Source organism: Petrotoga sp. 8T1HF07.NaAc.6.1, assembly GCF_016772115.1.
Classification (GTDB): Bacteria; Thermotogota; Thermotogae; order Petrotogales; family Petrotogaceae; genus Petrotoga; species Petrotoga mobilis.
The window spans coordinates 32,713-54,487 of sequence record NZ_AUPG01000009.1 but is presented as its reverse complement, the minus strand read 5'-3'; the positions used below and the strand labels follow the sequence as shown (position 1 = coordinate 54,487).

Here is a 21,775-nt window from a genome sequence, read left to right as displayed (position 1 = left end):
AAATGTGAAGGAGGTTAAAATATATGCCCGTAAAACTAACGGTTACTGGAGCTGCTGCTGTTGCACATGCTATGAGACAAATCAATCCAGATGTAGTAGCAGCTTACCCAATAACACCACAAACACCAATTGTTGAATATTATGCAGGATTTGTATCCGATGGTATTGTAGATACCATATTGGTTCCTGTGGAGTCAGAACACTCCGCGATGAGTGCGGTAATAGGTTCGGCGGCCTCTGGGGCTAGAACTATGACAGCCACTGCTGCAAATGGGTTGGCATTGATGCTAGAAATAGTTTATATAGCTGCTTCTTACAGGCTCCCTATAATAATGCCTGTAGTCAATAGGGCATTATCAGGGCCCATTAATATTCACTGTGATCATTCCGATGCAATGATGGCAAGAGATTCTGGATGGATTCAATTCTTCACTGAAAACCATCAAGAAGCCTATGATTTTACAATAATGGCAACTAAATTGGCGGAAAAAGAGAATGTATTGTTGCCTGCAATGGTGAATTTAGATGGTTTCATTACCTCTCATGGAGTGGAAAGCTTCGAGATGTTAGATGATGAAGTGGTAAGGGAGTTTGTTGGAAGTTGGAACCCTAAATACTCTCTTTTAGATACTAAAAATCCTGTTTCCTTTGGTCCATTGGACCTTTTTGATTATTACTTCGAACATCATCGTCAGCAAGAAGAAGCTATGACAAATGCTTACAAAGAGCTTCCCAGAGTATTTGAGGAATTTGAAAAGATATCTGGAAGAAGATACGATTTTCTGGATTTGTACAAAGTGGATGATGCTGATTATATAATGGTTGTTATGAATTCTACTGCATCTACAGCAAAGTATGTTGTAGACCAGCTTAGAGAAGAAGGACATAAGGTTGGATTGGTGAAGCCTCAAGTCTTTACTCCTTTCCCTAAGAAGGAGTTTCAGCAAGCTTTAAATGGAAGAAAGGGAGTAGTTGTTTTAGACAGAGCAATGTCTTTTGGGAAAGAAGCTCCCCTATATTCTTTAGTAAAATCTTCTTTGTACGAAGTTGCTTCTCGACCTTCTTTAGGTTCTTATATTTATGGTTTAGGAGGAAGAGACACAACCCCTGAAATGATAAGAGAAGCATTTGAAGATGCCCTTCAGGGTAATCTAATAGCTGATGAACAAAGATACTTGGGATTAAGAGAATAACCGGAGGTGAATAATTGTGCCTAATATTAGAGATATAGTAGGATACGTTGAAACACATGATTGGTCTTTTACACAAGGACATAGATTATGCCCAGGGTGTAATGCTCCGATGGTTGCAAATTGGGCTACTTTGGCCGCAAAAAGTTTGGGTTATGAACCTGTAGTGGCAGCTGCCACAGGTTGTTTGGAAGTTTCTTCCACAATATACCCATTTACTTCTTGGAATGTACCTTATATACACAATGCCTTTGAAAATGTTGCTGCAACAATCTCTGGGGCAGAAGCCGCTTACAGATCTCTATTAAACAGAGGGAAAATTAACAACGATAAGATAAAATTTATCGCATTTGCTGGTGATGGCGGCACTTACGATATAGGTTTACAATCTTTATCTGGAGCTATAGAAAGAGGACACGATTTTGTTTACATTTTGTATGATAACGAAGGTTACATGAACACAGGTAACCAAAGATCTGGGTCCACTCCTGTGGGTGCCGATTCAACCACTGCTCCAGTAGGTAAATCTATATCAGGGAAGTTACAATTGAAAAAAAGTATAGTTGATATAGTAGCCGGTCATGAAGGTGTTTATGCCGCAACCGCAGTAACGGCTGAACCTTGGGATTTTATGAGAAAGATGCAAACAGCATTAGAGTTCAAAGGACCTTCTTTCATTGCTATGCTGGCACCATGTGTAAGATTTTGGAGAATTCCTGACGATTCAGGTCCAGAAGTAACTAAATTAGCTGTCGAAACAAAGTATTGGCCATTATGGGAATACAATATGGGTGTTTATAGGGTTACTAAGAAGCCAAAAACATTCAAACCAGTAAAAGATTACATAACTAAATTGGGAAGATACAGTAAACTTATGAAAAGACCAGATGCAAACGAAATACTGGAAGAACTACAAAATTATGTAGATGCTAAATGGGATAGGTTGTTGGCTTTAGAAGAAATGACTAAAGATAAACCTCTTAGAACAAAAATATAGAAATTTTAAAGGGGATATTAATTTATCCCCTTTTTTCAATAATAAAAGATTAAACATTGGGGAAATTCAAAAAAATGTGGTAAAATTAAAATCAAAGTCAGTTCGTTTCGAAAGATAGTAAAATTTCAAGAGTTTAGGAGGCATTAGTCGATGAATAATTGGTTTAAAAAACACGAAAGATTGATCACTATAATAGTTATAGCAGGATTTTTGGCAGGTATAGTTTGGTGGTCCGTGGCAACTTATGTTTCATCTCGAAACCCTGTGATTAATTCACAAAGTGGAAATACACTGAGAAAAGAAGACTCTGTTTTGGTGATCACTAAAGACGGCGAAGATTTGGATTACCCATATTGGATAATGAAAAGTGAAGTAGATAACATAACTCAGCAGCAAGCACAGATCTATCAACAGTATTACGGTCAACAGTTGGATCCTGTTTTTGATTATTTATCACTTGATAATCAGGTGGTAGATCTACTCTTTGACGAAAAAATTGTACGATATTACGCGGAACAAAGCGATCTTTTACCCTCCAATGAGGAAGTGAATAATCAGATAAATACACAAGTTGATCAATATATAACTCAATACAAATCAGATGAAACAAATTGGAATAATATGCTTCAGTACTACGGTAGTGAACAAAATATACGAAACATATTAATTTCGGGTTTACAACAAACAGTGGAAACAGATTTAATAAATAATGCGGTTAAAGACGCAGTCGCTTCAGTTTCTAGGGAAGATGCTCTAGCTTATATCGAACAAAACTTTGAAAGTATAAAGAATGATTATGAAGAAGTTAGAGTACAGCATATACTACTTTCAGATGAAGCAACCGCCAATAGCATCAAGGAAATGATTGCAACAGGTGAGATAACTTTTGAAGATGCTGCTTCCTTGTATTCATTGGATACTTCTAATGCTACTAATTCTGGAGAAATTGGATGGATAAAACATGGGAATTATGAACAAAGTTTTGAAGATGCAGTTTTTAATGGACAAGTTGGCGAAATTATTGGGCCTGTACAAACTTCTGAAGGCTTCCATTTGATAAGAGTGCTTGATAAGAAAATATTTGAAAAGCCTGAAGATATATTTTTGTACGATGATGTATATGCTGAAGTAGAAAGTACAGTTCAAGGTCAAAAGTATGATAATTGGTTGTCTAATTACAAAGAAAGTGAGAACTTTGGAAGGAATTATTACGATGCAAAATTGATGTATATGTACGAATTAACGAAGGCGGGTACAGATGTAGAAAGATTAGAAGAATTAGCGAAAGAACTAGAAGGTATTGTGTTCGAGGGTACTGAAATTTCAATGGAAGTTGATTCTGATTATTTGGCTGTATATACGATGGTTGTAACCCAATTATTGGGTTTATACAGTGATAGAACTACTTCTATAAATCAATATCTTAGCTTATCTGAATTTGTTGATCCAGATATTGTTTCGCTGGGTTTGGATGCCATAAATATTAGGCTCGAAGAATTGAACGCTCAATCATATACGGACGAAAGTACCTCATTATTAGCCGAGATATCGAAATATCAGGATGCTCAAAGTTATCTGAGTTCCAAAGAAACCCTTGAGAATTTTGGAGTAAATACTACAGAAGATGCAAGTGTTGTTAGATCAGAATTACAAACTAAATCACAAGATTACACTGAAAAGTTAAAAAAGGTTTTAGCAGATCTATATGCACAGTACCCTTCTTCTAACTCAGTAGTTCAACTTTATTATCAGTTGAACCCCCAAGATCCAAAAGTAAAGGTTAGCTATTCGAAGTTACAGTTGGATCAGTTGAAACAATATTCCTATTATTTAGGATCTCAATATTTATTTACTCTATTTCAACAACAAATCACTGAGATTTTGGTGAATGTTCAAACAGTTGTTGATTCTACGCAAGCAGCAACCGATACTAAATTAGAAGCATTAGATGTTGGACTAGATTTAACTGATTTGTTAGGGCTAAAGGAAATTAAATTGTCTTATTTGGAAACAATAAAAGAGATCGATCCAAATTATTATACTAATATTGATAGTATGATAGAAAGTTTGCAAAGAGAAATACAAGAAGCAAACAATACTTCTGATACTTCTACAGACACATCTCAAATTGCAACTCAGTCGAATATTCAATAATCGGAATGAAGAAAGGGAGGTATAACCTCCCTTTTTTTGGCTGGGACGGTAGGATTCGAACCTACGAATAACGGAGTCAAAGTCCGTCGCCTTGCCGCTTGGCTACGTCCCATTCATTAAGTCTACAAAAATCATTATAACATATCAATATTATTTTGTCAATACAACCGTTTAAAACTCCTTTGCGATTAGGTATCCATGACTTGTAGCATAGGTTATCGACCGAGTCCATCCGCTACAGTCTCCAATTATTTTTACATTTCCAAAGAAATCGTTGTTTATCTTATTTGCATAAAATTTAACTTCTGCTCCATATAAGAGATTATCTGGGTAAGTAACGCCTTTTACAACTGTTTCTAATCGTTCCAAAAAATCGATTATTGATTCTATAGTACGTCTGGGAAGAGCCAGATTCAAATCTCCCAAAATGAAGTGTTTGGGATCTAACGTAGGTTCAACTCGCCCTAATTTTTTTGTCCTTTTTGAAGCTTTAAAATCTTCATAGCATTGAAGTATAACCTTGTCTCCGCCAGCAAGGATATTGGAAAGCTTTGCGATATAAGAACCGTAACCTACAGGGTCGTTGAAAGGCTGAGTGAACGAATGAGTAACCAAGATTGCAAAATTAGTGTTGGCAGTCTTTTTAGTAGTATTTGCATGACCATTAACCGTTAAAAAGTCGTCGTAACTTTCCAAAGTAACCTCTCCACCAGGATTGTTGCAAAAAGTTCTCACAATATACCCTGTTTTAGTTTTTAATCTAATTTTGAATTCGTACATCTCTTTGTTTAAGTCGTCCACTATATGATTAGGAAGTTCAAATCTGACACCAAGATCAACCTTGTCATTTGATAAGACTAAATCCGGATGATCTTTGACCATATCCGATACTAATTTATGACCTCTTCTCCCAACGGCAACAACAACCTTGTCATAGGTTTTTTCACTTCCACTACTTGTTACTACGGCAACCTCTGGGCCAGGAATAACTTTGATAACTTCCTCACCAAATATAAAATTTATGTTATTGAATTTTGAGAATTCTTCGAAAATGTTTTTTACGGTTTCTATTAGTAGTTCTGTACCCAGATGAAAAAAGTGAGATCTTACGGGTTCAAAATCCGCATCGTAGAACTTTTTATATAGCTCTTCGTTTTCAAAAGAATCGCCTTTTTCTAATTTATTGGAAAGCTCTAATTTTTTATCCTCATCCAGCTTTGCTAATCCAGATTTTGTGAGATAATATTCTACTACTTTCTTTTGAATATTCAACGGGATAACTAAATCTCCACCCATTTCTTTTGAAATAAATAATTTTCCATCGTATTTCAAACCACCGAATCCTGCACCTTCTAAATTCTCACCTTTTTCATAAATATCTATCTTGTAGTTATCAATCTTTTGCTCTTCTTGTAGCCCTTTTAAGAAACCTATAGAAGCTGCGCCGAAACCTATAATAGCTATCTTTTTCATAAAACTCCCTCCCATTAAATCATTTGCTATCCTACAAAGGTTCAATTTCTATTGACAAGAGTTTATAAATATAGTATAATAACTTAGAATTGCCGAGGTGGCGGAATTGGCAGACGCGGCGGACTCAAAATCCGTTGGGGTGGAGAACCCCGTGCGGGTTCAACTCCCGCCCTCGGCACCAATAAAGGGCATGCGTAAGCATGCCCTTTAATCTTTTATTGAAGTCTTACCTAACTTTAATCGATATTTCTTATTGCACAATAAAATCAATTTTTAATTTATTTTCTTCTATTGAACTCACATTTAGTAATAAACCATACTGGCCTTTCAAATTTGGCACATAATTCTGAAAAATAGGAGTTAAATCTACAAAGGCGTAAGTAACATCCCCTGTTCCAATTCGTTCACTTAATTTTTGGAACAATTCATTCTCTGAAAGCTTTGGTTTATCATTAAGAAGTTTTTGAAGCTCATCGGATTTCATTTGTGATACCATCAAGTATTCGTCTTTCCAAACATAAAAAGTATTGGTTAAAATTTCTGTTTGGTTATTTTGACTTGTAATTTCAGATTCTATATAAAATTCCATCATGTTTTCACTAGTTTTTTTGTATTTTATGTTATTTTCATTCAAAATAGGTATAATTTCGTCTATTTTAGCGTCAGTTTTCAATTTTAAATAGCTCGCATTAGAAATTGTCGGCATTGCATTGTTACTCGTAGTTAAATCAACGTTAGCTTCCACTCCTTGTGAAAGGGATATTAAATTTTCTACAATTTTGTAATCTACTATTATATTTATGAAATCCGCAAAATTTGTTAAATCTTTTGGGATTAAACCAGAGGTAAAAAATATACTACCCAGGAAGGGATATTCTTGAGCCCCTTTTACAAAGTTTTTATCGATGAATTCTGTTTCTGCAGTTCCATTGCCTCCACCTATTAAGAAGCCATCTTTAACGTAAAAATAGCCGTCTCCTTGATAGTCAGAGGTGTTTATTCTGTAATATAATCCTTTTTTTGTTGGAAGGATTTCTTCAAAATCGGTAACTCCTTTTTCAGAAGAAGAATATACATCTTTATTTTGAACCATTACAAGGTAATTTTGATTTCCGACACTTTGATAGATAGGAGTAAACGAAATCCCGTAATCTTTCAAAGGTTCTAATAGTTTATCTAAATCTGTAGCAAAAGTTTGGGGGTTTTCTAAAGGACCAACGGAGAAGCCAAAAATATAATTATTTTCTTTAGGTTCTTGAACAAAAATCGAGAGATCAACGCTGAGATTATTTAGAAAACTTTCGTAATCTATCTTTAAAGCATTAAAATACATTTGAGCAAGGTTAGAAAGCATTAGTTCGGCGTTAAAAGGTTCTAACAATAAAGTTTTCATAGTTGGCACAGTTTTTAAATCCGTATATGTGCCTTCTAAATCATTTATTAAAACTACCACTTTTGAATCTGAAGGTATAAATTTTAAAACGTCTTGAGGGAAAATAGTAATACTAAAAATGAAAGTTACTAATAAAAAAGAAAATAAGAATTTTTTCATAATTTGTATAGTGCGATACTACGCACATTACCTCCTTTGATTTTTTTGATATTATCTTTATTATTTTACCATAGTTTTCCAAAATATTTGAAAACTTTTGTCTACATTTCCATTAGCAAAGCAACCAATAAAAATGATATTTGATAGATAAAACTATTTTCAAAACTGTATATCTCTATTGAAGGTAAGGATACCTTTTTTCTTAAAAATAAGAATGATAGAATACCTGCTGCAAACAGTAAATATTCGGTTAAAATTTTTAAGATGGATAAGTTGGAAGCGATAGTTGTGAAATAATAAGTTATAGATACAACGTTTAAAATTGCGAAGATGAACATATACCAATATTTGTATTCAAAATTTTTCTTCTTCACTTTAAAGGTGTTTAATAATTTATAAAAGTACATTCCGAAGATGAAAATGTTTATCTCGAGAAAATAGGGTAAAGATAAATTATCTTTGATGATATAAAGGCTAAAGGGGAACAATCCTCCTAAGTTCATCAGCAAGAAAATAAGCAAAAAAAAATGTATCTAAGGATATTTGTGAACCATCCAGTTCTTTTAGATTTTTTGTGCCATTTTTCTCGTATATATCTTCGGCTATCATGAATAAAAATCCTTTAGTGAACATATGATAAACTATAAAATATGGAAAAAAAGGCGGGTTAATTAGAATGATCATTAGTCCATAACTCATCTGAGTCATAGTGGAATAAGCCATAAATTTTTTGATATCGTTTTGTAGCAGTGTAAAGAGGGAGGAACAAATAGCAGTTATAACTGCGAAATAGTATAGAAAAATTCTAAGTTCATTGGGTAAAGAGGGTATGAGTAAATAAATTATAAATAAAGGAAGTTTGACGATTATACCTGATAATATAGGAGAGGTTCCTTTCACTGCCTCGGTATGGGCATCGGGTAACCATCCAGAAAGAAAAAATAATCCGCCTTTTGTTAACAACCCCGTTAGGATAAAACTGAAAGCAAAGGTATTAATTCCATTTGAAAGGTTGTAATTGAGATTCAAGGTGCCTGAATTTGAATAAAGAATCCCTACCCCTATCAAATAGAAATTTAAGGATACTAAGCTCATCATCATGTACTTCAAAGCTGCCCATATTCTTATCTCATTCTTATCGTATGATAACAAAAGGAAAGTTAATATAGAAGCGAGCTCCAAATGAACGTATATATTGAAAAAATCTCTACTCATGAAGAAACCATTTATACTTCCTGTTAATAGAAGCCAAAGTGAAAAAAACACATGATCATAATTTTTGTAGATTCTAAAAAAGGTTATTAAAGAGAAAAGATTGAATAAAATTAGTAAGAATTTAATAGTAAAGTTAAAGGTGAATTCGATACCTTTAAGTGCGGAATAATTCCCTACTACAAATGAGCCTTCTTGCAAAATAGTAAGAAACAAGAAAGTGAGTATATATGAGATTGTTACCAATAGAGATGTTTTCTTTTTAAAAAAATAGGTCAGTATGCCAAAAGATATGGGTATTAAGGATACAAGTAGAATCATGCTTTGCTCCTATTTTTATGAGATTTTTTATTGTTTCTTGACTTTCTTTTCAATTTCATCAACTTCAAGGGTCTTGAATTTGGAAGATAATATCATGGCGAAAACCAGCATTAAAGCCAAGTTTGCGAATCCAATTACTATAACGGTAAGTAGAAAAGAATGGATAAGTGGATCAGCGTAACTTTGTAAATGTGTGGTGATAATAGGTGAATTTTCATCGTAAGCCAAAAGAACAAAGAAGAGAACAATTCCTTCTTGGAAAACCCCGAGGTTGATAAATATTAAGATTAGATCTTTTTTTGTAATAATTCCAAATAAACCAATAAGTATTATTGATAAAGTGATGATATAGTAAATATTCACAATAATCCCTTATGTTTTAAAAATCTATACAGGATAGTCCATGATCCACCAAAAACCTCGAAATAAATTAAAAAAATTAATAAAATAGCAGAACCTCCGCTAGCTAATTTTCCAGGGGATCCTTGTAGATGGAAATTAGAAAAAATTGTTCCCCCCCACGTATATCCTAATAAGCCGTATAATATTATTAATAAAGGAACCAACATTTTCAATTTCTCAATTTTGGATTTTACAAACAAGTTTTCTATTTCATCCGTTGGTCGCACCAGGGAAACCGCTAGAAAACCTGTTCCTAGAATAGTACCTGCAGCAAATCCTCCACCAGGGGCTATATGTCCGGTTATTGCAATATAAAGAGAGATTAAAACTATTATTTGAAAAATTATTGGTGTTATAACCTTTATGATTGGGGTATCGTATTTTATCTGCTGGTCGTCGGGAGCAACCGTAGGAATTTTCCCTATAAATTCGGAAATACCAATGATTGCCACTGTAAAAACCAATATTTCAAAAAAGGTATCGTAGATCCTATAATCAAGAACAATAGCGGACACCATATTAATTGATCCGTTTTCAGCAAGAATTTCAGAAGGTTCATAGAAACTTTTCATATCTCCAACTTTTAAGTTTAATGCAAGGACGAAAAAAATTGCTATTATCAACGTTAAAACAAGGTAATTTTTCATCCAATATACCTCCTGACGAGGTTCTCATAATATTCGGTGTCACTTTTTATTTCTTCCAAAAATTTGTTGAAGTCCCTTGCTAAAGATTTATCTCTTTTATAAAAGATTATCCTGTAACTAGTATCTTTAATAATCTCTATCTTTTTGGACAACAGCCTTTCTTCTCCCATAACTATTTTTCTTAATCTTACCGCATCAATTATGAAATCATCATCCAAATCTTCAAAGCTTTTTGATTTTAAGTTTGGCATAAAGATTCCTAAACAAATTTTATTTGGTTGACCAACAGCGTATAATTTTGATAATAAGATACCTTTGGAAGGTATTATGTTTTCAAAATTATTATCTTCTAAAATTATTCCTCCAGCCAGAATTTCTCCGTGGTCATTTATGTTTTCCATAGGATCTTTAGCATCAACTTTTATGAAATCAGCATCCAAACCTTTTCTTTCTAAAAATTCCTTGATCAATTCGTATTCAAATCCGTATAAATTTCCTTCTTTTTCCTCTATCATATAAGGTGTTTCGATGTAATAGACCTTTACCTCAGCGGCCTTTTTTATGGCAATTAGATATATAAAAATAACAAAAGCAGCACCAATGGTTATTTCAACAAAAGCCACATCCGGCGCATTCAGAAGAAAAAATAGTACAGAAGTAGCTACAGAAAAAACTCCGTAGCCTATGATTACGTTAACATAGCTTTTTTGTGATAATATGTATAATGAAAGAACGATTAAACTTAAAAACAAAAAAATTATAGAATAACTCACTTGATTTTTCTGCCCACCTTTTCACCTGATTTTGCAGCGTGATAAGCGATTATAGAGGAGATTGCTGGATTTAAAACTAGAATGATGATAGATAACATGAGTAATCTTGCCATGTTTTCTGGATATTTGAGCATCAGTGAGATTATAACTGAGATTATTCCTACTGTGTCTGATATCCCGATAGCTTGAATTTTAGAATAGAAATCCTGCATAGTAAACAATCCTAAAGTTCCTGCAAATAGAAATATAATTCCTATTCCCATTAAAAGGTTGGCAATCATCTTTTATTACCACCTCTTTCAAGGTAAGCGGATACTATTAAAACACCCCAGATGTTAAGAATTAAAAATATAATTATAACATCTAAAAGAAACAATTGATCAGAGGCAAGGGAAAAAACTAACATCAGTATTACCGCTTTTGAAGAAAACGAAGAATAGGAAAGTACCTTTTCCCATTTTGATTTTGACAATATTAATTTAATCAAAATCATAAAAAGAGATATAAGGATGAAAATTTCTAATATATGTATCAGATTATATCGTCCTTCCAAATATCATCTACTCTATGAGCTTCTTCAGGGGTTGAAGAAACTTTATGAACTATTAGTTTATCATCCTCTTCAAATAAAACAAGTGTTTTAGGGGTTAGTGAGATTGAATTTGCTATTGCAGCTTTTTCAAAATCGGATTTTCCTTTAACGTCTATGTGAGATAAACCGGAGTACTTTTTTAAGAGAATTAAGGGCAAAAAAGCAAATGCATTTTTATACATTTTTAAAAGGCTTCCTAAACTGTACACCAATATTTGTATCGTCCCATAAGTGGTATTTTTAAAAAACAAGTTGGTTATTCTAATTGTACTTATAACAACAAAAACTCCTAATACTAGAGAAAGATCAGAAAAATCATTAATTAGAACGCTCCAAATTGTAAATAAAAAAATGTATGCCATATAAAAACACTACCCTTATTGAAAGGCTGGGTTAGGATTGTGATTTGGAATTGTTTTAGCAATGTAATCTACAATTTCTTCCATTGTTTGTTTTATATCGTTTGTTTCAATTGAAAATCCTGCTGCGCGCGGATGACCTCCCCCACCAAAATTGAGAGCAATCTTTGATACATCTGCCCATTTTTTGGATCTCAACGAAACATGATAAGAACCTTTTTCATATTCTTGAAATACGATGGCGATCTCCACGCCTCTGATGGATCGAAGGTTTTCCACAAATGAAGGGGAATCTTTTGGTAAAACGTTGTATTTAGAGAACATATCCAAGGATAATAAAGAATAAGCAATTTGGCCATTTAAGGCTAGTTTAAGATTGGAAATGACGTCTTTATACAAGTAGATTTGTTCTAATGGTATGTTATCTAATATAGTATTTGAAATATCGCTAATATTTGCTCCTTTTTCAATCAACCCAGTAACATCTTTAAAAACTAAAACGTTGGCATTTTGATATTTAAAGAAGCCGGTATCGGTTGCTACTCCCAATAAATTCATTGTTGCTAGTTCTTTGTCGTATTCAACATTTAAAGAAGTCAAAATTCTGTAAACCATTTGAGCTGTTGAAGCCATCGAAGGGTCTACCCAATTTAAATTTCCAAAATATGTATTTGTTACGTGATGATCGATTAAAAGAACGTGAAAAGCATTTAAATATTTTTCAAATCTTCCTATTCTGTCCGGTGATGAGCAGTCTAAAATTACCATAATATCGTAATTTTTATAAATTATTTTTTCAACATCTTCAAATTTTTTGATCTTTGATTTAACCAAAGGAAATTGTAAAAGATATTCCGGGATTTCATCGTCGATCGCCGCCGTCACTTTTTTTCCTAATTTTTCTAATCCTAAGGTCATCGATACTAAACTACTTACATCATCTCCATCCGGGAGTATATGGCCTACTATCAAAACATTATCATTCTTATTTATTTCCTCTACGATCTCTTTTAAATTTTCAGACAACTTTTCTCCTCCGTTCTTTTTGATGTTTTATATTAAAATAATTTAATAGCGTTGTATACGACCTTTTCAAACTTTCCCTTTATTTTTTCAGTTATTCTAAGAACATCTTCATGTTTTAGAGGTTGTGGGAGAATACCAGCAGCCATATTGGTAACTGCAGAAAATGAAATAACTTTTAAGCCTACATGATTCGCCGCCATCACTTCTGGTAAGGTTGACATTCCTACTAGGTCTGCTTCATATTTGTCGAACATTCTAATTTCAGAAGGGGTTTCATAAGATGGACCCAAAGTCCATAAATAAGTCCCCTCTTTGAGCTCTATATTATCTTTTTTACATTTCTCGATAACGCTTTTAACCCAATTTTTATCGACAGGTTCAACTAAAGAAGGGAATCTGGGGCCAAACTCATCTAAATTAGGGCCTCTTAAAGGATTTTTGAATGTAAAATTTATGAAATCGACGTCTACCACTATATCACCTGGAGAAAATGTTTTGTTAATTCCACCAGCTGCATTCGTTATTATCAGACCTTTAACTCCTAAATCCTTCATCACATAAATAGGAAAAACAATATCTTTTAGTTCAATTCCTTCATAAGCATGAAATCGTCCTTTTAATATCATGACAGGGATACCTTCTATAGTACCTATGACTAAAGACCCTTCATGTCCTACTACAGTTGATTGTGGAAAAAAAGGAATGTCCTTGTATTCAATCACCTTTGGATTTTCTACCTGGTCCGCTATGTATCCAAGGCCAGAGCCTAATATTAATCCTAAAATTGGTTTTATTTCTGTACTTTCTTTAATATATTGAGAAGCTTTTTCGATTTTAGTGGTCATATGTAAATATGTACCTCCTTAGGGCAAAAAATAAATTTAAAGAGTTAAACTTTAATTTAGATTTCCTATTATTATATGCTTTGATTCATGTGACGTAAGATTGATTACTTTTTCATTAACCAAAATTTCGATCATGTCATCGGTTTTTTTTATTACTTTTAGAGTTAAACCAGGATATATACCTTTGTCCATTATGTTTTTCCGTAATATAGAATCTCCTGAAATATCGTATATTTTTGCAGATTCTGATATATTCAAATCCCAGAGAGAAGTTTTGAAGTCATGAGGCATTTTTTTCTTATAATTTGAAATAAACTTCTTTGCTTCCGTTAATTCTATGGGGTTTCTTTTAAGGAATAACATTAATCCATCTAAAGAAATATAAAAATTATCATTCATGTGGTGCTCAATACCACAAGACAGGGTATATGCCTCTTCTTTTGAAAGTCCTAATACGTTGACAAAAAAATCTATAAGAATTATGTATCTTCTATAAACCTTTTCGGCATTAAGCAACCCTTTTTCCGTAAGTTTTACATAACCATACCGTTCATGTTTAACGTATCCATGCTTTTCTAGTTTTCTAATGGCTTCAACTGAAGAAGCATCTTTTACAGATAATATTCTTGAAATATCTCTTACTCTTGGTATTTTTCCGTCGATATGTAAAATATAAATCGCTCTCAAATAATTTTCCAAACTTTCTGAGATATTTTCAGCCAATATTTACTCTCCTTTTTTCAGTACTTCTCTGATAAACAAGCCAGTTTCCATTCCTGTTTCTATAGTTTTTCCATCACATTCGACTATTGGAAAAGATGAAGTTTTTCCCTTTTTGACTACGGTAGCCTTCTTGCCGTTGTTTAGAATTACCTGGGTTCCTGTTGGGTACAACCCAACTATTGAAAAGAAAACACTTACATAATACGGATCAAAAATTAATCCCGAATATCTTAAGAGAAAACTCATCGCCTCGTATGGGGAGTTCCCTATTTCTATGTAGGAGTCGTAAGCGTCTCCTATTTGTAATATTCTTACCAAAGGACTTATAGCGTTCTCTTTTAATCTCATAAAAATACCAGTTCCGTCGTATCGTTCGTGGTGGGTAGAAATAGCATCTACAATTTCTTTCCCTATATTTTTTTGAATATTTTTTAAGGTTTCATAAGCGGATACAATATGAGATCTGACCGTTACATCTTCTAGGTCTATATAATCAAATATCACTCTTTTTCCTATCAAGCTGTATCCAATGTCATGGAGTAGACACGTTTTTACAAGAGAATCGAAGAATACATCCGGCATATTCAATTTTGAAGCGATTATTGAGGCGATGATCGATGTATTTATAGAATGAGAATTTAAAGCTTCGCTTCCTATGGCATGAAATAAATTTAATACGACGTCTTCAGTTTTTAAAAATTTCTTATAAATATCTTCTGCAAGAGAATCTAATTCTGAAGGATCATCTTTTAAATACGTAATATCTTTTACAAATTCAAAATGTTGATGCCATTCATTATATGTTTCCTCTTCTACAATAGGGGGAATATTTTCGAATTCTATGGAAATATTTTCTTCGATCTTTTTTTCAATAAAATCATTTTCATCATAAACATTTACGGTCTTTATACCGTGGCTTCTTAACCTGTTAATGTCAGTTGATTTTAAGACAGTTCCTTTTGGAATTAACAAAAGAGATTCTTTAAAAACATCTTCTGCGACTATTTGACCGGGTTTTAATTCATAAAAAGGGATTTTTTTCATAAAAAACACCCACCTTCAGGATTTTATTGATTGTTCGGTGAAAGTATCGAAACATATTTATTGTTAGAAAAAATACTGCTTGCTGTTTCAATAACGTTATAAAGTTCAACCTTTTCTATATTTTTTATAAATTCTTCTATCGTCATGATTTTACCATAATTTACATACAAATTTAAAATATTTAAAGCCATGGATAAATTGTTTTCTACCTCTAACGTTAATTTACCGATTAATCTATTTTTCCCGTAATTGAACCATTTTTCGATTTCTTTATTATTCTTGAGATCATCTACAACTTCCTCTATTTTTCCGAGTAGATTTTCTAGGTTTTTATCAGTTGTTGCTGCATAAAATAATAACAATCCAGCTTTCGGATAAGTTTCATAATCTGATGTGACTTCGTAAGCTAAACCTTCTTCTTCTCTAATTTTTGAAAATAGCAGGGAACTCATTCCACTTCCCAGAAAGGTATTGAGTACTAGTGTAGAGTAATAGTATTCATCTAATTTAGAAGGTGCTTTAAATCCTTGAACTAAATAATTGCTAGCTAAATCATTTTTGTATTTTTTGATGAAAATTTCTTTGTCAACTATCGAAGGACTGGTGATGTTATTTTTAAAAGAGTTCAAATTTGCAATGCTCTTAATTCTGTTGAGTTGTTTCAATACCGAATCCTCATCGAATTTTCCTGATATTATGACCACAGTGTTTTCCGGTTGATAGTATTTGTAGTGGAATTCTTCTATTGTTGATTTTTTTATATTCATAACTGTATCTTTGTATCCCATTATAGGTCTTGAAAAGTTGTCATCATATACATTAGTGTATAAGTTTTCAAATACTATGTTTATGGGGTCATCTTCATATGAAGAGATTTCTTCTAATATTATACCTTTTTCTTTTTCTATATCTTCTTCTTTAAATAAAGGTTCATAAAGAATCTCAGACATGATTTCTAATGTTTCATTCACTTTTAGAGAAGGTATCTTTGCAAAAAAAACTGTGAAATTCTTTGAAGTGAAGGCATTTAAGACACCACCTACTTCTTCTATTGGTTGTTTAATTTCGAAGGTGTTTTTTCTTTTAGTTGCTCGAAAAGAAACGTGTTCAATGAGATGAGATAATCCTGCATTTTCTTTTGCCTCTTTTGAGGAACCTGCTTTCACACAAAAAAGTACAGAAGCACTCATCATAGAATCCCTGTTGATAAGAATTACATCTAAACCATTGTCTAATATTTCATGAGTATACAAAATTAGTTTTCCCTCCATGTGCTAAAGAGTTTAAAATCATTTTTCTTAAATATTTTGTTTGAAAAAACAGCAAATTTACGATATTTAATTATACCATAACATTATCAATTATATCTAACATATAATACAAACAATTGGATGGATAATTTTCCTAAGTAAGAACTTCGAAATTGGCTGTAAAATTTTTCTCTGATTGTGGTTTATAAAGCAAGTATTGAAATCGTAAGATATTTTAGGAATAAAATAAGGGAAGGGACGAGGCAAAAACGCAAGAACTTTTTAATCCTTAGGGGTATGGGGCGGAGAAAGGGTTGCTTTATATAAATTTTAGAACTTCTAAAAACAATATCTATTACTAATATTAATAAAAACATGCGGTTAAAAAGCCGCACGTTTGATTTTTTAATTTTCTTCTTTTAATTGTTTTAATTGGAATTTTCCTTGGTCTTCAACCTTCATTACTTCGACTTTAACCTTATCACCAATTTTAAAGGATTCAAGTTTGTCTTTCAAATTGGATACATGTAACATTCCAACCTTACCGGGTAACACTTCTACAAATATACCGTATTTTTCGACTCTTTTCACTGTACCTTCAAAAATTCCACCTTTTTCTACTTGTGCGATTAAATTTTGAATGTGATTAATAGCTTCATCAACCTTGTTTGCATTATGGCCAGTTATCTTGACTTTTCCATCATCTTCTATATAAACTTCAACATTGTATAATTCGCTGATCTCTTTAATATTTTTCCCACCGGGTCCGATTACTTCTCCTATTTTTGAGACGGGTATTTTAAATACTTTCATTATTGGAACGTATGGAGACAATTCTTTGCGTGGTTGAGGGATAGTTTCATACATCTTATCTAAAATTTTCAACCGTGCTATTTTTGCTTTTTCTAAAGCCTTTTGAAGAACTTCTTTATTAACCTGACTGGTTTTAACATCCATTTGAAAAGCAGTTATTCCATCTCTTGTTCCTGCTACTTTAAAATCCATGTCTCCTAGGTGGTCCTCCATTCCTAAAATATCTGTTAAAACTACGAAATTATCGTTTTCAAAGATCAAACCCATGGCAATACCCGCAACATGTTTTTGGATTGGTACACCTGCATCCATTAAAGCCAAGGAGGCAGAACATACGCTAGCCATAGATGAGGAACCATTTGATTCTAAAATATCAGAAACGACTCTAATAGTATAAGGGAACTCTTCATCGCTTGGGATAAGGTTTTTATGTGCTCTTTCTGCTAAATGCCCATGGCCAATTTCTCTTCTGCTGACTCCTCTGAGCCTTTTTACTTCACCGGTTGAGAAAGGAGGAAAATTATAATGGAGCATGAATCTCTTTTCTTCGTCGCTGAATATAGTATCAAGAACTTGAACATCCAAAGGAGCACCTAAAGTAACAGTTCCTAGAGATTGAGTTTCCCCTCTGGTAAAAAGTGCAGAACCGTGCACTCTAGGTATCAGCCCTACTTCACAGGTGATATCTCTAATTTCATCACAAGTTCTTCCATCAACTCTTTTGTTCTCGTTAATAATCATTTTTCTCATCGAATCTTGAAGTTTTTCTTCAAAAGCATTTTCTAAGAAACGTTTTTTATCTTCAAAAAAAGCCACACTCCATTTTTCCAAGAAGATTTCTTCAAATTTTTTCATTACGTTCTTTTTATACTCTGATATAACTTTATCCCTGTTTTTTTTACCTTTTGTGAGTAGTACCTTTTTTAACTCTTCTTCGTCTATGAGAGATAGGTAATCTTCAATAAACTCCTCTGGAACTATTTCTTTTTGAACTTCCCATTTTTCAATGTTTAATTCTGAAAGAAACTCTTCTTCAATTGCTATAATTTCTTTTATCTTTTCCTGTGCGAACATCAGAGCCTCTACCATTTCTTCTTCAGAAACTTCCAGTGATTCACCTTCTACCATTGTAACTGCATCTTTGGTTCCTGCAACGACCATGTCAATTTTAGAATTCTTTAGTTGTTCTTGGGTTGGGAAGGCAATGAATTGTCCATCCACGTATCCTATCCTTACTCCCGCAACAATACCATTAAATGGTATAGGTGAAAGATTCAGGGCTAACGAAGCACCTGTTATACCCCATGTTTCTATACTATCGCCATTCAACATTGAAAATACCGTAGTTATTACTTGGACCTCATTGAAAAAATTCTCTGGAAACAAAGGTCTAATAGGTCTATCGATAAGCCTTGCAGCTAATATGGCTTCATCGCTTGGTTTCCCTTCCCTTTTTATAAAACCTCCTGGAATTTTACCAACTGCATAGAATTTTTCTTGAAATTCTACGGTTAATGGAAAGAAGTCCTGACCTTTTACTGTTTCTTCCGAAGCGTCTGCTGTAACTAGTATAGTTGACTCGTTAAAAGTCAGCATCACAGAACCAAGAGACTGTTTGGCAACTTTACCATGTTCAATACGTAATTTTCTGCCAAAAAGTTCTTTTTCCAATACTTTCATTCTCACACCTCCTATAAAAACAAAACGGAGCTTATGCCCCGCTTTTTAAAAAATTTGTTATCAACCTCTTATACCTAATTTATTGATGATTTCTTGATAAACTAAGGGTTTACTTTTTCTCAAATATTTGAGCATCTTTCGTCTTTTTCCTACCATCATCATCAATCCACGTCTACTATGGTAATCCTTTGGGTGTTGTTTCAAATGTTCCGTTAAATGTTTGATTCTAGCAGAAAGAAGAGCTACTTGCACTTCTACAGAACCAGTATCTTTGTCGTTGATTTTAAATTCTTCGATAAGCTCTTCTTTCTTCTCGGGGTCCAATCCTCTAGACATCTTTTCTATAACCTCCTGCAGAATATTCCTTTAACCAAGAAAAGGGGTTACACCCTAAACTGAGTTAAAGGTACTAAACATATTATACAATTATATCTTCATTTTGTCAAATTTATCGATTGAGTTGATGATATTTGGTCTTCATTAACGTACTCGCGAATTGCATGTGAAGCAGCTATAGCTCCATCGGACACCGCAGTTACAATTTGTCTGAGCTCCTTTTTTCTTACATCTCCTACTGCATAAATACCCTTAACTTTTGTTTCCATATTCTCGTCTGTAATTAAGAAACCATATTCGTCAAAATCGAAAAGATCTTTATTTAAAAAGCTTGTTTCTGGCACTAATCCAACGAAAACAAAAACTCCATCGAAAGGTTCTTCATAAACTTCATCGTTTTTTAGATTTTTAATGACCAAACTTTCGACCTTATCTTTGCCTTTAATTTCTTCAATGACCGAATTCCATTTAAACTTTATGTTATTACGAGAAAAGGCTCTATCTTGATAAAGTTTATCAGCTCTAAGTTTTTCTCTTCTGTGAATTATATAAACTTCTTTAGCTATGTTCGATAAATAAACCGCTTCCTCTACGGCTGTATTTCCTCCTCCCACGACAGCAATTTTTTTATTCTTAAAAAAATGACCATCGCACGATGCACAGTAAGAAACACCTCTGGAAGAAAATTCCTCTTCACCTTTAACCCCTAATTTTCGAGGGTAAGATCCGCTTGCTATTATTATTGCCTTTGATTTGATTGTTTTTCCATTTTCCATAACAACCGTTTTATGGGAATCTTCATCTTTTAATTCTATAACTTTCCCATCATAGAAGTCGGCTCCGAACTGCTCTGCGTGCTCTTTCATCAAAGAAGATAGCTCTTCACCCTTTATCGTTTTAAACCCTGGGTAATTTTCTATAATATCTGTTAAATTCATTTGTCCGCCTTCAATTGCTTTTTCAATTACCAGGGTAGAAGCTCCGCCTTGTAAGGCATATATAGCAGCTGAAATCCCGGCAGGACCGCCACCGATTATTACAACGTCATATTGTTGTTTTATTTCGGATTTTTTGTTAGCCCCTTCAACGTTAAAAAACATCTGAGAACCTCCTTCAACTACTTTATTCAACTGCTTTTAAAACTTCTTCCACAAAACTATTTTCAGGGTAGGCTCCCACAAACTCACCTTTTTTTACCCATTCTTCGCTTTCTTTTACTTCTATCACGGTATGTGGAACGGAACTTACACCATATTCAAAAGATATTCGATCGAATTCGTTAGCTTCTATCATTTCTCCTGTTATATTAGGGTTTAACATAGCGGCTTGATGAGCTGCAAAAACAGCCCTAGGGCAGTATGGACAAGTTGGAGTCACGAAAACTCTGATCCTCATCTTTTTGTCTATTTTAGATAATTTTTCTTTGTTTTCATCGCTGAAAGAGGTCACACTATTATTAGATACAGCGATGAGATTTTGAAGCAGAGTAGTGAACTCATATCCCGAAGATCCCATAATATCTAATTCCGTAATCGTTCCCTTCGCTATCTAATATTACCATAGCTGGAAATAAATCTCTTTCAATATCGTAGTTGTTAATTTCTTCAGAATCAGAATGGTAGGTATCAACTTTTATTCTATCATCTAATTCCTTGAGCTCTCCAAGTAACTGTTCAACAATTTCTGAATATTCTCCATCATTTTTGAATAAAAATATTTGAACAGGCTCTGTCAATTCCTCTAAAATTTCTCTTACCTTGTTTTGTGTTTCTTTGTCCATCAATTTTTCCATATTTAAAAACCTCCATCTAATTTAGTGTTGTATATACCCTATATAGGTATATTAACATATTTTGATTTAATCTACTTTAAAATTCTATATGTTTTGTTAATTTTTGATGATTTAACAATCGTTGTAAAAAATAAAAGGATCGACGGTATTATTATTATCATCGGATTTAATATTATGGGGATTGACAAAAATAGTTTATCCATGAAATAATAAAAAGATACGGCGAAAAGAAAAGCTTCAACCCCTCTCATTAGGATTTTTTTTGAGAGAAAATTATTAAAATATGTTTTTTTTGAATAACCGAAAGAGAGAATAGTTATTTTGAATCTTTCATGATATTTTTTTGTAGCCGCGTCAAAAGACCTTAGATAAAATAAGAACAAAATAAAGAATGCAATAATTTCCATTAATATCGTTAAATCGTTTAAATACTTCAAATAAAAACATACCAGCAAAAAAGATGTTAAACCGTACAGGTTAAAATAATCTACGAAATGATAGGGTTCTTTATTTTTCATGATCAAAAGTCTAATAACAGCAAAAGCTATTAAAAAACTGATTGCATTGATAAACAAAGACTTTAATAATACCATA

General features: G+C 33.0%; 24 protein-coding genes and 2 tRNA genes. 4 read left to right on the top strand and 22 right to left on the bottom strand.

The window, feature by feature from the left end; translation table 11 throughout:
• The first annotated feature begins 23 nt into the window (after positions 1-23).
• From porA to NAAC61_RS07265, 3 genes are all read left to right on the top strand, one after another.
• Entirely contained in the window at positions 24-1,193 is a 1,170-nt protein-coding gene (gene porA / locus NAAC61_RS07275) for a pyruvate ferredoxin oxidoreductase (protein ID WP_121959722.1), read from the top strand.
• 13 nt (positions 1,194-1,206) lie between these two features.
• The gene (locus tag NAAC61_RS07270; protein ID WP_049755229.1) at positions 1,207-2,187 is read left to right on the top strand and encodes a thiamine pyrophosphate-dependent enzyme; all 981 of its coding nucleotides are present in this window, start codon (positions 1,207-1,209) and stop codon (positions 2,185-2,187) included.
• A gap of 150 nt (positions 2,188-2,337) precedes the next feature.
• Positions 2,338-4,341: a peptidylprolyl isomerase gene (locus NAAC61_RS07265; protein WP_121959721.1), complete on the top strand. Its 2,004-nt coding sequence runs from the start codon at positions 2,338-2,340 to the stop codon at positions 4,339-4,341.
• 37 nt (positions 4,342-4,378) lie between these two features.
• Here NAAC61_RS07265 and NAAC61_RS07260 read toward each other — a convergent pair.
• Together NAAC61_RS07260 and NAAC61_RS07255 are read right to left on the bottom strand one after the other, a co-directional pair.
• Positions 4,379-4,453 (bottom strand) — tRNA-Gln (locus NAAC61_RS07260).
• A 59-nt stretch (positions 4,454-4,512) separates the two neighbouring features.
• On the bottom strand, positions 4,513-5,814 hold the full coding sequence (locus tag NAAC61_RS07255) for an NAD(P)/FAD-dependent oxidoreductase (protein WP_103065094.1): 1,302 nt from the start codon (positions 5,812-5,814) through the stop codon (positions 4,513-4,515).
• 91 nt (positions 5,815-5,905) lie between these two features.
• On the opposite strand from NAAC61_RS07255, the gene NAAC61_RS07250 reads away from it, so the two are divergent.
• Positions 5,906-5,995, top strand: a tRNA-Leu gene (locus NAAC61_RS07250).
• Positions 5,996-6,064: 69 nt separating this feature from the next.
• Here the strand turns inward: NAAC61_RS07250 and NAAC61_RS07245 are convergent.
• The 20 genes from NAAC61_RS07245 to NAAC61_RS07155 form a co-directional block, all read right to left on the bottom strand.
• Positions 6,065-7,366, bottom strand: coding sequence for a hypothetical protein (locus tag NAAC61_RS07245; RefSeq protein WP_121959720.1), 1,302 nt, complete (start codon positions 7,364-7,366; stop codon positions 6,065-6,067).
• Positions 7,367-7,467: 101 nt separating this feature from the next.
• A complete protein-coding gene (locus NAAC61_RS07240; protein ID WP_202695600.1) occupies positions 7,468-7,854 on the bottom strand; it encodes a hypothetical protein in 387 nt (128 codons plus the stop codon).
• Entirely contained in the window at positions 7,841-8,899 is a 1,059-nt protein-coding gene (locus NAAC61_RS07235; protein ID WP_202695599.1) for a complex I subunit 5 family protein, read from the bottom strand. The genes NAAC61_RS07240 and NAAC61_RS07235 overlap by 14 nt, the downstream gene beginning before the upstream one ends.
• Before the next feature lie 27 nt (positions 8,900-8,926).
• On the bottom strand, positions 8,927-9,262 hold the full coding sequence (locus tag NAAC61_RS07230; protein ID WP_202695598.1) for an NADH-quinone oxidoreductase subunit K: 336 nt from the start codon (positions 9,260-9,262) through the stop codon (positions 8,927-8,929).
• Entirely contained in the window at positions 9,259-9,948 is a 690-nt protein-coding gene (locus tag NAAC61_RS07225; protein WP_202695597.1) for an MnhB domain-containing protein, read from the bottom strand. The genes NAAC61_RS07230 and NAAC61_RS07225 overlap by 4 nt, the downstream gene beginning before the upstream one ends.
• Entirely contained in the window at positions 9,945-10,721 is a 777-nt protein-coding gene (locus tag NAAC61_RS07220; protein ID WP_202695596.1) for a hydrogenase subunit MbhD domain-containing protein, read from the bottom strand. Before NAAC61_RS07220 ends, NAAC61_RS07225 begins: the two co-directional genes overlap by 4 nt.
• Entirely contained in the window at positions 10,718-11,002 is a 285-nt protein-coding gene (locus tag NAAC61_RS07215; RefSeq protein ID WP_103065099.1) for a cation:proton antiporter, read from the bottom strand. The genes NAAC61_RS07220 and NAAC61_RS07215 overlap by 4 nt, the downstream gene beginning before the upstream one ends.
• Positions 10,999-11,214, bottom strand: a complete 216-nt coding sequence (locus NAAC61_RS11355; RefSeq protein WP_158584887.1) for a monovalent cation/H+ antiporter complex subunit F — start codon at positions 11,212-11,214, stop codon at positions 10,999-11,001. Before NAAC61_RS11355 ends, NAAC61_RS07215 begins: the two co-directional genes overlap by 4 nt.
• Before the next feature lie 38 nt (positions 11,215-11,252).
• Positions 11,253-11,675 carry a Na+/H+ antiporter subunit E gene (locus tag NAAC61_RS07205; RefSeq protein WP_121514687.1) on the bottom strand — a complete coding sequence of 141 codons (423 nt, stop codon included), beginning with the start codon at positions 11,673-11,675 and terminating at the stop codon, positions 11,253-11,255.
• 15 nt (positions 11,676-11,690) lie between these two features.
• On the bottom strand, positions 11,691-12,698 hold the full coding sequence (locus tag NAAC61_RS07200) for a DHH family phosphoesterase (RefSeq protein ID WP_202695595.1): 1,008 nt from the start codon (positions 12,696-12,698) through the stop codon (positions 11,691-11,693).
• Between the two features lie 32 nt (positions 12,699-12,730).
• The gene (locus NAAC61_RS07195; RefSeq protein ID WP_012208411.1) at positions 12,731-13,543 is read right to left on the bottom strand and encodes a purine-nucleoside phosphorylase; all 813 of its coding nucleotides are present in this window, start codon (positions 13,541-13,543) and stop codon (positions 12,731-12,733) included.
• A gap of 51 nt (positions 13,544-13,594) precedes the next feature.
• On the bottom strand, positions 13,595-14,266 hold the full coding sequence (locus NAAC61_RS07190) for a metal-dependent transcriptional regulator (RefSeq protein WP_012208410.1): 672 nt from the start codon (positions 14,264-14,266) through the stop codon (positions 13,595-13,597).
• A gap of 3 nt (positions 14,267-14,269) precedes the next feature.
• Entirely contained in the window at positions 14,270-15,310 is a 1,041-nt protein-coding gene (locus tag NAAC61_RS07185; RefSeq protein ID WP_012208409.1) for an HD-GYP domain-containing protein, read from the bottom strand.
• A gap of 23 nt (positions 15,311-15,333) precedes the next feature.
• Entirely contained in the window at positions 15,334-16,563 is a 1,230-nt protein-coding gene (locus NAAC61_RS07180; RefSeq protein WP_202695594.1) for a M16 family metallopeptidase, read from the bottom strand.
• Between the two features lie 402 nt (positions 16,564-16,965).
• Positions 16,966-19,053 (bottom strand): polyribonucleotide nucleotidyltransferase, encoded by a 2,088-nt coding sequence (locus NAAC61_RS07175; RefSeq protein WP_103065104.1) that lies wholly within the window; start codon positions 19,051-19,053, stop codon positions 16,966-16,968.
• A gap of 60 nt (positions 19,054-19,113) precedes the next feature.
• Positions 19,114-19,389: a 30S ribosomal protein S15 gene (gene rpsO / locus NAAC61_RS07170; RefSeq protein ID WP_012208406.1), complete on the bottom strand. Its 276-nt coding sequence runs from the start codon at positions 19,387-19,389 to the stop codon at positions 19,114-19,116.
• A 98-nt stretch (positions 19,390-19,487) separates the two neighbouring features.
• Positions 19,488-20,489 (bottom strand): thioredoxin-disulfide reductase, encoded by a 1,002-nt coding sequence (gene trxB / locus NAAC61_RS07165; RefSeq protein ID WP_121959709.1) that lies wholly within the window; start codon positions 20,487-20,489, stop codon positions 19,488-19,490.
• 22 nt (positions 20,490-20,511) lie between these two features.
• Positions 20,512-20,904 (bottom strand): thioredoxin family protein, encoded by a 393-nt coding sequence (locus NAAC61_RS10745; RefSeq protein WP_237729812.1) that lies wholly within the window; start codon positions 20,902-20,904, stop codon positions 20,512-20,514.
• Positions 20,885-21,181: a hypothetical protein gene (locus NAAC61_RS10740; RefSeq protein ID WP_237729811.1), complete on the bottom strand. Its 297-nt coding sequence runs from the start codon at positions 21,179-21,181 to the stop codon at positions 20,885-20,887. The genes NAAC61_RS10745 and NAAC61_RS10740 overlap by 20 nt, the downstream gene beginning before the upstream one ends.
• A gap of 71 nt (positions 21,182-21,252) precedes the next feature.
• Positions 21,253-21,774 carry a hypothetical protein gene (locus NAAC61_RS07155; RefSeq protein WP_012208403.1) on the bottom strand — a complete coding sequence of 174 codons (522 nt, stop codon included), beginning with the start codon at positions 21,772-21,774 and terminating at the stop codon, positions 21,253-21,255.
• Position 21,775 lies beyond the last annotated feature (1 nt).

Bases quoted from the DNA above. Each gene is read 5' to 3' on its own strand.
- porA (WP_121959722.1), top strand. From the start codon at position 24: ATGCCCGTAAAACTAACGGTTACTGGAGCTGCTGCTGTTGCACATGCT.
- NAAC61_RS07265 (WP_121959721.1), top strand. From the start codon at position 2,338: ATGAATAATTGGTTTAAAAAACACGAAAGATTGATCACTATAATAGTT.
- NAAC61_RS07255 (WP_103065094.1), bottom strand. From the start codon at position 5,814: ATGAAAAAGATAGCTATTATAGGTTTCGGCGCAGCTTCTATAGGTTTC.
- NAAC61_RS07245 (WP_121959720.1), bottom strand. From the start codon at position 7,366: ATGAAAAAATTCTTATTTTCTTTTTTATTAGTAACTTTCATTTTTAGT.
- NAAC61_RS07235 (WP_202695599.1), bottom strand. From the start codon at position 8,899: ATGATTCTACTTGTATCCTTAATACCCATATCTTTTGGCATACTGACC.
- NAAC61_RS07225 (WP_202695597.1), bottom strand. From the start codon at position 9,948: ATGAAAAATTACCTTGTTTTAACGTTGATAATAGCAATTTTTTTCGTC.
- NAAC61_RS07215 (WP_103065099.1), bottom strand. From the start codon at position 11,002: ATGATTGCCAACCTTTTAATGGGAATAGGAATTATATTTCTATTTGCA.
- NAAC61_RS11355 (WP_158584887.1), bottom strand. From the start codon at position 11,214: ATGATTTTGATTAAATTAATATTGTCAAAATCAAAATGGGAAAAGGTA.
- NAAC61_RS07205 (WP_121514687.1), bottom strand. From the start codon at position 11,675: ATGGCATACATTTTTTTATTTACAATTTGGAGCGTTCTAATTAATGAT.
- NAAC61_RS07195 (WP_012208411.1), bottom strand. From the start codon at position 13,543: ATGACCACTAAAATCGAAAAAGCTTCTCAATATATTAAAGAAAGTACA.
- NAAC61_RS07185 (WP_012208409.1), bottom strand. From the start codon at position 15,310: ATGAAAAAAATCCCTTTTTATGAATTAAAACCCGGTCAAATAGTCGCA.
- NAAC61_RS07175 (WP_103065104.1), bottom strand. From the start codon at position 19,053: ATGAAAGTATTGGAAAAAGAACTTTTTGGCAGAAAATTACGTATTGAA.
- rpsO (WP_012208406.1), bottom strand. From the start codon at position 19,389: ATGTCTAGAGGATTGGACCCCGAGAAGAAAGAAGAGCTTATCGAAGAA.
- trxB (WP_121959709.1), bottom strand. From the start codon at position 20,489: ATGTTTTTTAACGTTGAAGGGGCTAACAAAAAATCCGAAATAAAACAA.
- NAAC61_RS10745 (WP_237729812.1), bottom strand. From the start codon at position 20,904: ATGGGATCTTCGGGATATGAGTTCACTACTCTGCTTCAAAATCTCATC.
- NAAC61_RS10740 (WP_237729811.1), bottom strand. From the start codon at position 21,181: ATGGAAAAATTGATGGACAAAGAAACACAAAACAAGGTAAGAGAAATT.
- NAAC61_RS07155 (WP_012208403.1), bottom strand. From the start codon at position 21,774: ATGGTATTATTAAAGTCTTTGTTTATCAATGCAATCAGTTTTTTAATA.